Source organism: Mariniflexile jejuense (genome assembly GCF_042675665.1).
In the GTDB taxonomy this organism is placed as follows: Bacteria; Bacteroidota; Bacteroidia; order Flavobacteriales; family Flavobacteriaceae; genus Mariniflexile; species Mariniflexile jejuense.
Genome location: NZ_JBHTJI010000001.1, coordinates 2285935 through 2302762 on the forward strand (window position 1 = coordinate 2285935; position 16828 = coordinate 2302762).

Below are 16828 nucleotides of genomic sequence, written 5' to 3' on the forward strand. Positions count from 1 at the left end.
GATTAACGAACAAGGATTAACGAGTAACGAATAACGAACAGGGATTGGTGGTTGATAAATATGAATTTACGAACATATTATTGATTATTTGTTGTTGAATTTTTACTTTTAGATGTTTTGATACTCGAAACAAAAATTGATATTAATTGATTGTTTTCATCTAAAATTCTATCCATTTTTTCTTGGTTTCCTGTGTATAAATTAGCTTTGTTAATAATTTTTAAACAATTATAACTTTCTCTCAATTCCTTTAAACAAATGCCCATTTTATGAACAAAATCTTTATGCGATTCAGCACTTCTAGCTTCGCCATAATTTAATGCTGGTGAACCCGAAGAACGAATTAATTGATTTCAGTAATAGTTGGCAGCGTAACTAGATTTTAATTCTTCAACAATATTTATAATTAATACCGCAAAATTAATTACCCGTTCTTCTAAATCGTTTGTTTTCATAACACGCTTTACTTCAAAAATCGTTAATCGTTATTCTGTAATCTAGATTCGCTTTTACCAGTCTTTTTCAGTTTTTACTTTTGTGCCTTTTTGTTTTTCGGCATTTATTTTTTCTTGAACTTTTTGTTCTTGATTATTCATGGCTTCTAACAAGTTTTTAACCTGTTGTGGCGACATTTGTCCTTGACGTGGTTTTGGTTGTTGTTGCTTTTCCTTATCGTCACCTTTTCCTTTATCGTCTTTTTCATCTTTAGGCTTGCCTTTATCATCTTTTTTATCGTCGCCTTCCTTCTTGTCTTGATCTTTTTGGTCTTGATTTTTATCGTCCTTTTTATCGTCGCCTTCTTTCTTGTCTTGGTCTTTTTTATCGTCCTTCTTATCCTTGTCTTTGTCGTCTTTATTTTGGTCGTCTTTGTCTTTTTGTTTTTCGGCACAAATTTTTGCTAAACCTAAATTGTAACGTGTTTCATTATCGGTAGGGTCGTTTCTTAAGGCACTTTTATAAGCTTCAACAGCTTCTTTACACTTTTTGTTTTGCATAAGCACATTGCCAATATTATGGTATGCTTTGTGCTTTTCGGTTTTTGAAGTCGCTATTTTAGCCGCTTGATCTAAACGGTAAATAGCTTCATCTAAACTACCTTTTTTTATATATGAATTTCCTAAATTATAAATTCCTGCAACAGATGTTGATTGTTCTGAAATGGCTTTTCGGTATTCCTTTTCAGCGGCAACAAAATCATCTTCATCAATTAAATTATTAGCTTCATACACATAGTTATTAGCTTTTTTTGCAGCCTGTAATGCTTCTTTATCTTTCTCTTGTGAAAAAGAAAAAATGCTTGTAAATGTGATTATGAATAATGCTAAATGTTTCATTTTTTTAGTTCTTTATTCGACTTATAAATATATAAAACCTAGCAACCGGTTATAGTTAAAGGTTTTATAAAAATTAAACGACGCTTTCACGGGAATTATAAATTTTCGTTAAATAAATTCAATCTTTTTAACCATGCTGTTTTTCGGTCTAATAAGAAAATATCTAACAACAAGAAAAATATTGCAAAGCCTAAAAACCATTGAAATTGGTCTTTAAAATCGGCATATTCTTTAGTTTCAAATTCTTTCTTATCCATGCCATTTAAAATATCGCCTATTTGCTTAACTACATCGTTGGTGTTTCTTCCGTTTAAATAAACACCATTAGCTTCAGCGGCAATGTTTTTTAATGTTTCTTCATCCAAGCGTGTAATTACGGTTTCGCCTTGACTATCTTTTTTATAATTTAAAACAATACCATTGCGTTTTTCTGGTATTGGACCGCCTTTTACATCGCCAACGCCAATGGTAAAAATGCGAATACCCGCTTCATTTGCTTCTTCAGCTATGGCTGTAGCTTCTTCACTATGGTCTTCACCATCGGAAATTATAATGAGAATTCTGTTGGTTTGCTCTTCATCATCAAAATAGGTTGTGGCTAATTTGATTGCTTCATTAATTGCTGTTCCTTGTGAAGATAGCATATCGGTATTCATACTTTGAAGAAACATTTTTGCAGAACCATAATCGGTTGTTATAGGCAATTGCGGAAATGCTTTTCCTGCGTAAGCAATAATACCTACGCGGTCGCTTGCTAAATTATTAATGATTTGAGTTACCAATTGTTTTGCTTTATCCAATCGGTTTGGTGCAATGTCTTCAGCTAACATACTTTTTGAAACATCGACAGCAAATACAATATCAACGCCTTCGCGCTTAACGGTTTCTAATTTTGTACCAATTTTAGGATTTACTAAGGCAATTGCTATACATGCAAATGCTAAACATAACACGCCAATTTTCAAAACTGACTTAAATAATGATGCATTTGGACTTAGCCTTTTAAGCAAAGATTTATCGGCAAATTTGCGTTGGGTACGATGTTTCCAAAATTGAAGCATCAAAAATATTAGGATTATTACTGGAATAACACCTAATACCCAAAACCATATTTTTTCGTCTAATTGATACATTAATTGTTTATTTGTTTGTCGTGGCGTTATTTAATTGTTTTACCACGAATTCACTAATATATAAATAGGTCTCGACTGTCGTCGACCCGACATACTTCCTTCTAAATAAAACTTCTAAAAAGTGTGTTTCTTAGTAAAAATTCTATCAGTAATAATAAACCTGCTAATAATACTAGGGGTCTAAACTTTTCTTGATGATTGTAATATTTAAATTCCTCTACATCTGTTTTTTCAAGCTTATTAATTTCACTATATATTTCTTCAAGCTTTTTATTATTGGTTGCTCTAAAATATTTTCCACCTGTAACTGCAGCAATTTCTTTAAGTAAAACCTCATCAATTTCTACTTGCACGCGTGCATATTGGAAACCACCAGTTCGTGGGTCTAAAGCCACTGGCGATAGCGCCATACCATTTGTACCTAAACCTATTGTATATGTTTTAATACCATATTCTATAGCTAATTCACTGGCTATTTTAGGGTCTATAAAACCTGTATTGTTTACACCATCTGTTAGTAAAATAATTACTTTACTTTTTGCTTTACTGTCTTTTAAACGGTTTACAGCAGTTGCCAAACCCATTCCTACTGCTGTTCCTCCTTCAATAATGGTATTGTATTGAATGTCTTTTAACGAACGTAACACGATAGATTTATCGCTCGTTACTGGCGTTCTTGTATAACTTTCACCTGCATATTCTACTAAACCTATTCTATCGTTTGGCCTGCCTTTTATAAATTCTGCCGCAACATTTTTTAAAGCTTCCAATCTATTTGGTGATAAATCTTTAGCCAACATACTTGCTGAAACATCAATTGCCATAACAATATCAATACCGCGTGTAGTTTTTGTTTTTGAAGAAACATCAACCGTTTGTGGTCTTGCTAATGCCGTTATAAGTAAAGCTATTGCCAACAATCGTAAAATAAACAAGCCGTGTTTTAATTTTGGCAATACTGAACTGGTTAATTTAAAACCTTTTAAACTGGATATTTTAAGTTCTGCAGTTTGTTTTTTGTGTTTAAATAAATACCATACAATAGCAATTGGAAGCACTAAAAGTGCCCAAAACCATTGTTTATTTACAAACTCTACGCCTTCAAACATTATTCTTCTGCTTTTTTAAGTTCTACTGAATTTAAAATACGCTCAATAATCTGTTTAGAATAGATGTTATCTTGTTTCCAAACCATTGAAATTCTTTGCAAAATATTATCGGCAGAAAAATGCAGAACAACATATTCTCCCTTTATAGTTTCTGCCTTATTAGGCTCAGGTAAATCCACTGAACCATAGGTTTTTAAACCTTCGGCACCATTAGGTGTTACAAATTTTTCACTTTTTACAACAATATTTGTTGCTCCAGCTTGTTCAAGCTTTTTAAGTGCTTCTTCTTGTGCTAATTTCAAATCAATATTTTCCTTTGAAACATTTTGTTTTGCTCTAATATTTGTGACGTCAATAACAAAAAAGTCAATCATACTACCGTAATAAAAGCTTGTTATTGTTGCCTTTTCGTTTTCTGAACTTCCATTCAAATCACGCGTTAAAACTTTTGGTGTAGAAATAGTAACGGGTGGAAAACCATATTCGCTGGTTACCCATTCGCCTTCTAAAAGCTCTACGCTATCGTGCCCAATAATGGTATCTTTTACATAGTTGAAACCATATTTTAAACCAAAACCAACAAATGTTGCCATTAATAAAAACAGACCAATTACTACGGTAATGATTATTTTTTTACGTTTCTTTTTACGTTCTAAAGTTTCACGGTAAGCTTCATCTAAAAGCTTTTCTTCTTCGGTTGGTTCTGGAAGTGCTTCTTTAACGTGGTCAATTTCAATGTCAATGGTATTTCTATCCATTTTAGCAAGCTCTACATCAACGCCAGATTTTGCAAATTTTACTAAATCGGCACGCTTTAAAATACTTTCTAAGTTTCTAATATCTTCTTTACTCAATTCAATTTGATTGCCTTCTTTTAGTAAATGAAGTCTACTAATAAGCTCGTCTGTTGTACTTTCTAAAGCACGGTCATATACTTTTTCGTCTAGATATTTACGGATGATGAAGGTTAACTCAGAGTAATATTCTTTGATAGAATCGGTTTGCAAATAATGACTTTCATCCAGCTTTTTTAAAGCTAACTTCGCACGATCGTAAGGCGGTAAAAGGGCTATTTCTTCTTCTTCAGTTAATGGTTTTTTTCGCCAAATAAACCAATACATTAAAAAACCAACGATGCCTAGTATTAAAAGTGTTAGTAATAGATATTTCCACCAATCGCTACCTTGTTTTTTAACTTCAATAATGGGTTTTATATCGTAAAGTCCTTGTTTTGTGGTATCAATAACCACATTATTTACCTCAACTTTTAACGAATCGGTAAAAAATGTTTTATCGCCAATAATAATTTTTTGCCTTGGAATTGTGTATTTACCAGAATCGAATTGGGTTAACCCATATTTTTTTATAAGGTTGTATTTATCGTTCTTTTTAATGGTATCAACAGCATAAGATTCTATCATTTCTAGTGGTGAAAATGTTTGCCCTTCGGGGAAAACCACCAAGCTATTGGCTTTGGCCTCTACTTCAATTTTATAGGTAATTTGTGCGCCAATTTTGATTTTTGTTGAATCGATAGAGGTTTTTACTTGAGAAAATGAGAAGCAAGATGAAAGAACAAAAACGAAAGTAAAAAAGACCGAAGACCGAAGACCAAAGACCATCGTTTTCATATTCATAACTCGTAATTCGTAATTCATAACTTGTTTATCCTCTTCTTTTAAAATAGCCCAATAGTTTCTTAACATAGCTTTCATCAACTCTGCAATCAATACTTCCTGCACCCGATTTATTGAAGCTTTCTTTGTAATAATCTACTTTTTCTTGGTAAAACTTACCATAATTTAAACGTACTTTTTTTGATGCTGTGTTTACCAGCATCAACTCGCCCGTTTCTTCATCTTGCATTTGAACAAGACCTAAATTTGGAATTTCCTCTTCACGTTTGTCATATACTCGAATACCTGTAACATCGTGCTTACCTGAAACAATTTTCATGGTTTGATGGTAATCGTCTGCAATAAAATCAGACAGTACAAACACAATCGCTTTTTTCTTCATCACGTTTTGCATGAATTTTAAAGCTTCGGCTAAATTGGTTTGTTTGCTTTCTGGTTCAAATTCTATCAACTCGCGAATAATACGAAGTACATGCGAGCGTCCTTTTTTTGGTGGAATATAAAGTTCAACCTTATCGGAAAAAAGAATTAAACCTATTTTATCGTTATTTTGTGTTGCCGAAAATGCTAAGGTTGCAGCTATTTCGGTAACTACCTCATTTTTAAATTGTTGTTCAGTACCAAATAATTCAGAACCCGAAACATCAACCATAAGCATCATGGTAAGCTCGCGTTCTTCTTCAAAAACTTTTACAAAAGGTTCGTTGTAACGTGCTGTAACGTTCCAATCGATATTTCTAACATCATCACCAAATTGGTACTGGCGAACTTCACTAAAAGTCATACCTTTCCCTTTGAAGGTAGAATGGTATTCGCCTCCAAAAATATGATCAGACAAACGACGTGTCTTGATTTCTATTTTTCGTACTTTTTTTAGTAATTCTTTAGTATCCATTTTTCAATTGTCTATTGAATATTTTTATTGATTAATTTTCACTTAATAATCAATTGTCAATTATCAATTGTCAATTTTAAGGTACTTCTATTTCGTTTACTATTTTGTTGATGATGTCTACCGACGTTACATTTTCAGCTTCCGCTTCATAAGTAATGCCAATTCTGTGTCTTAATACATCATAAACTACGGCACGAACATCTTCTGGAATTACATAACCCCGACGTTTAATGAACGCATAACATTTTGCTGCAGTAGCTAAATTGATACTTCCACGAGGCGATGCGCCAAAAGAAATAAGTGGTTTTAAATCGGCAAGTTTGTATTTTTCTGGGTAACGTGTTGCAAAAATAATATCGAGAATGTATTTTTCAATTTTCTCGTCCATATACACCTCACGAACAGCAGATTGTGCTTTCAAAATTTGTTCAACGGAAACAACTGCATTTACTTTATCCCAAGCGCCTTTCATGTTTGCGCGCATAATTAATTGTTCTTCGGCTATTTTTGGGTAATCAATTACTGTTTTAAGCATAAAACGGTCTACTTGCGCTTCTGGCAATGGATAGGTTCCTTCTTGCTCTACTGGGTTTTGGGTTGCCATTACTAAAAATGGTTTGTCCAATTTAAAAGTTTCATCACCAATGGTTACCTGCTTTTCTTGCATTGCCTCAAGTAATGCCGATTGCACTTTTGCTGGTGCACGGTTAATCTCATCTGCCAACACAAAGTTTGCAAAAATTGGTCCTTTCTTGATGGAGAAATCGTTAACCTTCATGTTGTAAATTAATGTACCGGTTACATCGGCAGGTAATAAATCGGGGGTAAATTGTATTCTGCTAAAGCTACCATCAACCGCTTGTGCCAAGGTATTTATAGCTAAGGTTTTTGCTAAACCAGGAACACCTTCAAGTAAAATATGTCCTTGACCAAGCAAACCTATAAGCAAACGTTCAACCATGTGTTTTTGACCAACAATAACCTTGTTCATCTCAAGCATTAGTAAATCAACAAAAGCACTCTCTCTTTCAATTTTCTCGTTAATTGTCTTAATATCAATTGTACCAGTATCTTCCATCATGTTTTATTTTTAAAAGCCCGAATATAGTAAGCATATTTGAGGCATGCAAATTGTTAAAATTTTTCTTTGAACGCTGTTAAATATTGGTTAAAATAATTTGGATTTCCCGTTAATAATAGGTTAAAAATAGCGTTTAATAAAACTATAACTACCACTTTTTTAATATTAAAACAAGTTTTAAGTATTTTTATACATAATTAAAATAATAAGATTAAAATATAATGACAAAAACAGCCTTAATTACTGGTGCTACAAGTGGTATTGGTCATGCTACAGCTTATGAATTTGCAAAACATGGTATCAATTTGGTTTTATGTGGCAGACGCTTAGATAGGCTTAATACCATTAAAGAAGCTTTAGAAAAGCTAACCAATGTGCATATATTAAATTTTGATGTTAAAGATAAAACAGAAACGTTTAAAGCCATCAAATCGATACCTGAAGGTTTTAAAACTATAGATATTTTAATAAACAATGCAGGAAATGCACATGGTTTAGACCCTATAAACGAAGGTGATATTGACGATTGGGATGCCATGATGGATATAAATGTAAAAGGGTTGCTGTACGTAAGTAAAGCTATTATACCCCAAATGACCGAACGAAAATCTGGTCACATCATCAATATTGGCTCATCGGCAGGCAAGCAAGTTTACCCTAACGGAAATGTATATTGTGCTAGTAAACATGCGGTATTAGCAATTACTGAAGGCATGCGTATTGATTTAAATCCGTTTGGAATAAAAGTTGGTGCTATTAGTCCTGGCTTGGTACAAACTGAATTTTCGCAAGTACGTTTTAAAGGCGATAAAAAAGCTGATGCTGTTTACCAAGGTTTTGATGCGCTACAAGCTGAAGATATTGCAGAAATTATATACTTTGTTGTGTCGCGACCAAACCATGTAAATATTGCAGATTTATTAGTGTTTCCAACGGCGCAGGCTAACGCTTTTACGTTGAAAAAAAATAGTTAACACAAACCTTAAGATTTTCACCTTAGCGGAAACAAAAAATGATCAACAAACGCCTCCTCATAAAAAACTTATTATCGCATAACGATGAAAACAGCTTTTATGATAAAAAGCGTAAGATTGATATCAGTTTTAAAGAAGGAAAAGCGAAGTTTTTAAAACACATTTGTGCCCTTTCAAACAGCAACCCAAAAAACAATTCCTATATTGTTATTGGCGTTGAAGATGTTGATAATGATATAGTTGGTGTCGATTTTTTTGACGATAGTAAAATTCAAAACCTCATCAATGCCTATTTAACCAATCCGCCTATTGTTCAATACGAAAACATTCCATTTCCGCATCTACCAGACCATAAAGTTGTTGGTCTAGTTACCATTCGCCCAACAGGAAAAATTACATCGTTACGTAAAAACATTTGGAAATATTATGGCGGTTCGGTGTTTTTTAGAGATGGTAGCATGAGTATGCCAAAAGTATTTGATATTGAAATAAAAGACATCAATTCTAAAATTGTTGAAGCTATTGAAAACAATTCGCAAAACAATATTGAACATACACTAAAAGGTGTTTTCGATTTTATGAATAACCGAAAAGACTATAACCCAAAATACAAGGTTTTTAAAGAATATTTTGTAGTATGTTGGGCAGGACAAAAAAAGGTTGTAAAACATGAAACCTTCTTTTCTAGAGTTGATATTGAATTAATTAACGAGCAAGTACGCTTGTTTTTTTCGGCTTTAGATGAAGTTGCCATTTTTATTGATGAAGATTCATTTAAAATTATTGAATATGTAAATCTTGGTTTTCAAAATTCTAATAAATATTATCAATTAGAGGAAACCATTATTAATTTTGAAAATAATGCGAACTACACTATTGAAACAAAACTATTATTTGAAGCACCACAATACGATAAGAAAGTGCTTCATCACATATACAATACTACAAATGCCATTTTAGAAAAGCTTAAAAAAGGACAAACATTTACAAAAGCTGAAGAAGCAGATTTAAAAAATTTGCCTGTAACTTACCTTATTTGTTACCTCAATTTATTTCATGAAGCCATTGATAAACTAGAAGAAGCTAAATCCTATTTAAGAGCATATAGTGATGAATTATACCACTTACATAAAGAGGCAATGCGTGTTTTAAGAAAGGTGAAATACAGTTAATCGAATTTTAAATTAATTTAACCTTAAAATAACTTTAGTGCTTTTTTTCTCACGAAATAAAACATATATTTGTCTCGCTATTAATCTTTTTAAGATATAAACCCTGTCTCTCCCGAAATACTCGGCATTGAAGCAGGGTTTTTTATTTTCTCTAGTTTACAAATCAAATTTAATGCCTTGTGCCAAAGGTAATTCTGTTGTGTAGTTAATAGTATTTGTTTGTCGACGCATATATACTTTCCAAGCATCACTACCAGATTCACGACCGCCACCTGTTTCCTTTTCGCCACCAAAAGCACCTCCAATTTCAGCACCTGAAGTTCCTATATTCACGTTGGCAATACCACAATCGGAGCCAGAAACCGATAGAAAACGCTCTGCTTCACGTAAATTGTTCGTCATAATAGCTGAAGACAATCCTTGAGCAACATTGTTTTGAATTTCAATGGCATTTTCAACATCACCCGAATATTTTAACAAGTATAAAACAGGCGCAAAGGTTTCGTGCTGCACAATTTTAAATTCGGGTTTTGCTTCGGCAATGGCTGGTTTTACGTAACAGCCACTTTCGTAACCTGCTCCACGCAATACGCCACCTTCAACAATAATGTTTCCGCCTTCTTCAACCACTTTAATTAATGCATTTTCATACATTTTTACAGCATCGGTATCAATTAAAGGGCCAACATGATTTTTTTCATCCAAAGGATTGCCTATTCGAAGTTGTTTGTACGCATCGGTAACTGCAGTTTTCACCTTGTCATAAATAGACTCATGAATAATTAACCTACGTGTTGAAGTACAACGTTGTCCGCAGGTACCAACAGCACCAAAAACGGCACCAATAACTGTCATTTTTATATCGGCATCTGGTGTTATAATAATGGCATTGTTTCCTCCTAATTCTAATAAACTTTTACCTAAACGACCTGCAACAGCTTGTGCCACCATTTTACCCATACGGGTAGAACCTGTTGCGGAAATTAATGGAATCTGAGTATCTTTCGTCATAAATTCACCAACTTTAGAATCGCCATTTATTAAGCACGAAATGCCTTCGGGCAAGTTGTTTGTTTTAAAAACTTCGGCTGCTATATTTTGGCAAGCGATTCCGCAAAGTGGTGCTTTTTCGCTGGGTTTCCAAACGGTAACATCGCCACAAACCCAAGCCAATGCGGTATTCCACGCCCAAACAGCCACGGGAAAATTGAATGCTGAAATAATACCAACTACACCCAAAGGATGGTATTGCTCGTACATCCGGTGTCCTGGACGCTCTGAATGCATGGTTAACCCATGAAGCTGGCGCGATAAGCCAACAGCAAAATCGCAAATATCTATCATTTCTTGAACCTCGCCCAACCCTTCTTGGTACGATTTCCCCATTTCATAGGAAACCAGTTTTCCTAAGGCTTCTTTTTTTTCTCGGAGTTTATCACCAAATTGGCGTACAATTTCTCCACGTTGTGGCGCAGGCATCAATCTCCAAGTTTTAAAAGCCTTGGTAGCTGCATCCATCACTTTTTCATAATCTTCTTTGGTGGTGGTGGCTACTTTTCCAATTAATTTTCCGTCCACCGGTGAATAGGATTCTAAAACATCTCCTGACGAAAAATTATTAAGGCCTGTAGATGTGCCTTCATTTATATGCTTAACTCCTAATAGGTTTAAAGTTTTTTCAATTCCGAAATTTGCAGAAATTGTACTCATATATATTGAATATTTGCGAATTATTTAGTAAAAAGTAAAGATACTAATATATAATCACTTTTTTTAAATTGACTAACCTTATAAAAAACGTAACTTTAAGAACAATTTAACGCTAAACTAAAATCTTATTTCATAAAATCTTCCGTACTTTTCTTAACAAGAAACAACCTACGCTTTCTTTTCGTAAATTTCATCGTTCAAAAAAAATCAGCATTCTATGTCGTTCAAAAAGCTTTTCACCTTCGCAATGTTAATCTTCTTAGTGGTATCCTGCAAAAAGAAAGAAGTTGAAACCGATAATTTATTCAAGTTTAGAGAGTATATAAGCTATACAACATCTGGGTTAGTATCGGTTGCCGACCCTGTCGAAATTAATTTAGCGAAGGAAGTTAATGGCTGGGAAACGGGCAAAGAATTAACAGAAAACCTCATTACCATTACGCCCCATGTTCAAGGAAAATTAACAGTAGCAAACAACCATGCACTCCTTTTTATACCTGACGAGCATTTGGAACCTTCAACAGAATATACCGTAAGTGTTAATTTAAAAGACATTTACAAAAAAATTTCCAAGGAATTTGAAACGTACACCTTTCAATTTAAAACCATAACACCAAATTTTAGTATTGAAACCAATAATTTACAATCGTATAGTAAGAATTGGCAGTATTTAGAAGCGGTACTTCGTTCGGCCGATGTAATATCGCTTAACGATGCAAAAAAATTGGTTGAAGCTTTTCAAGCTGATAAAAAACTTTCAATTGCGTTTAACGAAGCTACTAATCATTCTAAAATCTTTGAGTTTAAAATTGATAGCATCCATCGAAAAATTGAAGATAGCGAAGTTCTTATAAAATGGGATGGTGCTGCCATAAAAGCGGATAACAAAGGAGAAAATAAAGTATTTATCCCAGGGATTAATAACTTCACTATTGTAAATGTAGAAGTGATTCAAGCTCCAGAACAATGTTTGTCAATTAACTTTTCCGATCCACTAAAAAAACAACAAAATTTTGATGGTTTGGTAACGCTTCAAGGTGTAAAAAACCCTAAATATATTGTTGATGGTAATGTTTTAAAAGTATATCCAGAAAGTCGATTAACTGGAAATATTCAAGTTGATATATATAGAGGTATAGCAAATACCGATGGTTTTAAGCTTAAAAAACAATTTTCTGAATTTATTGCTTTTGAAGAATTAAAGCCTCAAGTACGCTTATTAAACAATGGTACTATTTTGCCAAATTCACAAGAATTGAAATTTAATTTTGAAGCAGTTAATTTAAAAGCCGTAGATGTTAGAATTATCAAGATTTTTGAAAATAACGTACTTCAATTTTTACAAGACAATGAGTTGAATGATGCCAACTCCTATAATGTTCGGCAAGTAGGTCGCCGTATAGCAAAACAAACCATTCAACTGCAATCTGAAATAGAAAACACAGGTAAATGGAAAGCCTACAGTATAGATTTATCCAAATTTTTTAAAGCAGATCCCGGTGCTATTTACCGTGTAGAAGTAAGTTTTAACAAAAACTTTTCATTATACAATTGTGATGAAAATAGCGCCATTTCAAATTCTGAAAATAATGAAGATGAATACTACGAGGATGAATATTATGACAATGATGACAATGAAAGTAACACACCAGAAAATGAAGAATTACGCGAGCAGGCTTATTGGGATAATCTAATATATCGCTACAAAAACTATAGCTATAACTGGCGTGAAGAAAACAACCCATGCCATAATGCCTACTATAACGAATCAAGAATAGTAACTCAAAATTTATTGGCTTCAAATATTGGTGTTATTGTAAAACAAGGGTCAAACAATTCATATTATTTTGCAGTTACTAATATTTTAACTACCAGTCCAGAAGCGGGCGCTACGGTAAAACTTTATAATTTTCAGCAACAAGAATTAGCAAGCACCATAACTGATAATGAAGGGTTAACATTGGTTGATTTAAACAAAAATGCTGCATTTGCCATTGTTTCAAAAGGGAAAAACAAAACCTACATCAAACTGGCAGATGGCAACTCGCTATCGTTAAGTAAATTTGATGTTGCTGGTAGCAAAATACAACGCGGACTTAAAGGCTACATTTATGGTGAACGTGGTGTTTGGCGACCTGGAGATACCTTGCACCTAACTTTTATTTTGAATGATTTTACAAATCCGTTACCAAAAGGCCATCCCGTTAAAATGGAAATTACAGATCCGTATGGCAAACTTATTTATAAAAAAGTTACATTATATAACGTTAATAACTTCTACAAATTTACGGTACCAACAGCTACCGAAGATAAAACAGGAAACTATAAAGCCAAAGTATCACTTGGTGGCGCAACATTTTATAAAGATTTAAAAATTGAAACCGTTAAACCCAATCGCTTAAAAATAAAAATAGATTTTGAAAATGTGATTCTTACCAAAAAAGAGCCATTAAAGGGAACTCTTGATGTAAAATGGCTTCACGGTGCACCCGGTAAAAACTTAAAAGCTGAAATTAAAGCGAAATTTAGCAGTACTAAAACGTCGTTTAAAAACTATAAAGGCTATGTTTTTAACGACCCAAGCAAACAATTTGAGACTGAAGAAATCACTGTGTTTGAAGGTGCTGTTGACGCTGATGGATTAGCAAAAATTAACAAAAAAATGGAAATTAGTAAAAATGCCCCAGGTATGTTGCAGGTGCAGTTTTTAGCCCGAGCTTTTGAGAATGGCGGCGATTTTTCCATGGATGCCTTTACCAAACAATACGCACCTTACGAATCGTTTGTTGGTTTACATGCCCCAAAAGGAAATGATTATGGCGCCTTTTCTACCGACGAAAATCAAATGTTTGATGTGGTGATTGTAAATGCCAACGGCAAACCCGTAAAACGCAGTAATGTGGAGGTAAAAGTGTATAAAATTGAATGGCGATGGTGGTGGAATTCATCGTATGATAATTTGTCCAGTTACGTATCAAGCAGCTACCATAAACCGTTTTACGATACCAAAATTAATACAGATACTAATGGAAAAGCCAGTTTCAAATTAAATATTCCTGATAACGAACGTGGGCGTTATCTAATAAGAGTTACAGATCCTGAAAGTGGTCATTCTACAGGTGAAACCGCCTATTTTTACAAAAATTGGTATGTGCCCGCAGGTGATAAAGAAGCGGCAAAAATGTTAGTTTTTTCAGCAGATAAAGAACAGTATCATGTTGGTGAAACAGCTAAAATTAAATTCAAATCGGGTAGTGAAGGGCGCGCCTTGGTAAGTGTTGAAAATGGCACTGAAGTTTTAAATTTCAAATGGATAAAAACAAAACAAGGTGAAACAATGGTTGAAATTCCAATAACCGATGATATGGCGCCAAACGTATTCATCAATATTTCACTTTTACAACCACATGCCATTACTGCCAACGATTTACCAATTCGTTTATATGGCGTTATTCCAATACTTGTTAAAGACCCAAGTACCATATTACAGCCACAATTAAAAATGCCTGAAACATTGCGACCAGAACAGGCTTTTGATATATATGTGTCAGAAAAAAACAAAAAAGCCATGACCTATACTGTTGCGGTTGTTGAAGAAGGCTTATTGGATTTAACTCGTTTTAAAACACCAAATGCGTGGGATGAATTTTATGCACGTGAAGCATTGGGTGTGAAAACTTGGGATGTTTTTGATGATGTTATTGGTGCATACTCCGGTAGCATAGACCAAGTATTTGCAATTGGTGGTGATGGCAATGCCACAGCAGGAAAAAACAAAAAAGCAAACCGTTTTAAACCCGTTGTAACCTATTTGGGTCCGTTTACATTAAAAGCAGGCGAAACCAAAAAGCACAACATCAAATTACCCAACTATATTGGTGCGGTAAGAACCATGGTTATTGCTGGAAACCATACCACCAAAGCCTATGGAAGCACAGACAAATCGGTTGAAGTTAAAAAACCATTAATGGTATTGGCTACGCTTCCGCGGAAATTAAGCCCCGGTGAAAAAGTAACACTGCCAGTAACTGTTTTTGCTATGGAAAACAAAGTGAAAAATGTTACGATTAGTCTTAAATTAAGCAACGGCATTTCGGTAGTTGGGGAGAAAACAAAAAATCTATCGTTTTCAAAACCCGATGAACAAATGACCTATTTTGAATTGGATGTTAGCAAAGCAAAAGGCATCAATACAGTGGAAGTTATTGCGACAGGAAATGGTGAAAAATCAACCTATAAAGTAGAATTGGATGTTTTTAATCCTAATCCAATAACATCCAAATCGCTTGATGAAACATTAAATGCCAATGCAAACGAAACACTTGATTTTTCAACCTTTGGTGTTACAGGAACCAATTCGGCAACCATCGAATTTTCAACCTTACCTCCTATGGATTTTTCACGCCGATTGGATTATCTAATTCAATATCCTCATGGATGTGCAGAACAAACAACGTCGAGCGTGTTTCCGCAGTTATTCTTAAACGATATTTTCGATTTAACGTATGATAAAAAACAAGCCATTGAAAGTAATATTAAAAAAGGTATTACCAGATTAGGACATTTTCAACAACCCAACGGCGGTATGAGTTATTGGATGGGTGAAACAACTGCCGATGACTGGTCTACAAGTTACATAGGGCATTTTATGTTAGAGGCCGAAAAGAAAGGTTTTGTATTACCTTTAACGTTTAAAACCAATTGGTTGCGTTACCAAAAGCAAGCTGCTAGAGATTGGCGCCCAAGTTATAGAAGTTATAATTCCGATTTGGCTCAAGCTTACAGATTATACACCTTGGCTTTAGCTGGAAATGCCGATTTAGCAGCCATGAACCGACTACGTGAATTTACCGAAATATCCAACGAAGCCAAATGGCGACTAGCAGCAGCCTATGCTTTGGCAGGACAAAAAGAAGCTAGTTCTCAAATTTCTAGCACTGCCAATATTAATTTTCAACCACAAAAATATAATTATTACACGTATGGATCGGTTGATAGAAACAGAGCGATGGCTTTAGAAACGATGGTGCTTACCAAAAGTTCTAAAATGCGCGGACTTGCAGAAACCATTGCAAAAGACTTATCGAACGATACCTGGATGAGTACACAAACCACAGCCTACAGTTTATTAGCCATGGCTAAAATGGTGAAAGCAAACGGCGGCAAAGCATTGCAAGTAAGCTATACCTTGAATGGAAAAACTGAAACCATAACATCCAAAAACGCTATTGCACAGCGTAGTTTAAAAATTGTTGAAGGCAATAATGCATTGTCATTAACTAACCATAAAGACAATGTGGTGTATGTACGTGTTCTAAACGCTGGCAAATTACCCTTAGGAGAAGAAATAGCCGAACAGCGTGGTTTGAGTGTGTCTGTAATTTACAAGGACTTAAAAGGTAATAAAATGGATATTTCAAAATTACAGCAAGGGCAAGATTTTGTAGCTTCAGTAAGTGTAAGCAACCTTAAAGATTATAACATTCAAAATGTGGCTTTAACTCAAATTTTCCCTTCAGGATGGGAAATTGTAAACACCCGTTTTACAGATTTTGGCGATACCGTTACAAGTCAATCACGCTATACCGATATACGCGACGACCGAGTGAATTTCTATTTCGATTTATCCCAAAAAGGAAAACACAGTACAAAAACGTTTAATGTAATGTTGAATGCTTCGTATTTAGGAACGTATTATTTACCAGGTATTCAAGCGGAAGCGATGTATGATAACGACTTTTTGGTAAGAACAAAAGGGCAATGGATAACTGTTGAAAAATAAA

The 16828-nt window shown here is 34.1% G+C and carries 11 protein-coding genes; 3 read left to right on the forward strand and 8 right to left on the reverse strand.

What is annotated here, in order from left to right:
- Positions 1–77: 77 nt before the first annotated feature.
- The 7 genes from ACFQ1R_RS09780 to ACFQ1R_RS09810 all read right to left on the reverse strand — a co-directional run bounded on the left by ACFQ1R_RS09780 (position 78) and on the right by ACFQ1R_RS09810 (position 7189).
- Positions 78–344, reverse strand: coding sequence for a four helix bundle protein (locus ACFQ1R_RS09780; RefSeq protein WP_379926329.1), 267 nt, complete (start codon positions 342–344; stop codon positions 78–80).
- Positions 345–509: 165 nt separating this feature from the next.
- Complete coding sequence (locus tag ACFQ1R_RS09785) at positions 510–1334, reverse strand: tetratricopeptide repeat protein (RefSeq protein WP_379925988.1); 825 nt, start codon at positions 1332–1334, stop codon at positions 510–512.
- A 95-nt stretch (positions 1335–1429) separates the two neighbouring features.
- Positions 1430–2467 carry a vWA domain-containing protein gene (locus ACFQ1R_RS09790; RefSeq protein WP_379925989.1) on the reverse strand — a complete coding sequence of 346 codons (1038 nt, stop codon included), beginning with the start codon at positions 2465–2467 and terminating at the stop codon, positions 1430–1432.
- 101 nt (positions 2468–2568) lie between these two features.
- A complete protein-coding gene (locus ACFQ1R_RS09795; RefSeq protein ID WP_379925990.1) occupies positions 2569–3576 on the reverse strand; it encodes a vWA domain-containing protein in 1008 nt (335 codons plus the stop codon).
- A complete protein-coding gene (locus ACFQ1R_RS09800; protein ID WP_379926330.1) occupies positions 3576–5234 on the reverse strand; it encodes a BatD family protein in 1659 nt (552 codons plus the stop codon). The genes ACFQ1R_RS09795 and ACFQ1R_RS09800 overlap by 1 nt, the downstream gene beginning before the upstream one ends.
- Positions 5235–5241: 7 nt before the next feature.
- Positions 5242–6108, reverse strand: coding sequence for a DUF58 domain-containing protein (locus tag ACFQ1R_RS09805; protein ID WP_379925991.1), 867 nt, complete (start codon positions 6106–6108; stop codon positions 5242–5244).
- 76 nt (positions 6109–6184) lie between these two features.
- Positions 6185–7189 carry an AAA family ATPase gene (locus tag ACFQ1R_RS09810; RefSeq protein WP_379925992.1) on the reverse strand — a complete coding sequence of 335 codons (1005 nt, stop codon included), beginning with the start codon at positions 7187–7189 and terminating at the stop codon, positions 6185–6187.
- Positions 7190–7410: 221 nt separating this feature from the next.
- Here ACFQ1R_RS09810 and ACFQ1R_RS09815 point away from each other — a divergent pair, with 221 nt between their 5' ends.
- Together ACFQ1R_RS09815 and ACFQ1R_RS09820 are read left to right on the forward strand one after the other, a co-directional pair.
- The gene (locus tag ACFQ1R_RS09815) at positions 7411–8163 is read left to right on the forward strand and encodes an SDR family NAD(P)-dependent oxidoreductase (RefSeq protein ID WP_379925993.1); all 753 of its coding nucleotides are present in this window, start codon (positions 7411–7413) and stop codon (positions 8161–8163) included.
- Between the two features lie 38 nt (positions 8164–8201).
- A complete protein-coding gene (locus tag ACFQ1R_RS09820) occupies positions 8202–9335 on the forward strand; it encodes an ATP-binding protein (RefSeq protein WP_379925994.1) in 1134 nt (377 codons plus the stop codon).
- A 156-nt stretch (positions 9336–9491) separates the two neighbouring features.
- Here the strand turns inward: ACFQ1R_RS09820 and amaB are convergent, their stop codons facing one another.
- Positions 9492–11045, reverse strand: coding sequence for an L-piperidine-6-carboxylate dehydrogenase (gene amaB / locus ACFQ1R_RS09825; protein ID WP_379925995.1), 1554 nt, complete (start codon positions 11043–11045; stop codon positions 9492–9494).
- A gap of 217 nt (positions 11046–11262) precedes the next feature.
- On the opposite strand from amaB, the gene ACFQ1R_RS09830 reads away from it, so the two are divergent.
- Entirely contained in the window at positions 11263–16827 is a 5565-nt protein-coding gene (locus tag ACFQ1R_RS09830) for an alpha-2-macroglobulin family protein (RefSeq protein WP_449288662.1), read from the forward strand.
- Position 16828: the final 1 nt, after the last annotated feature.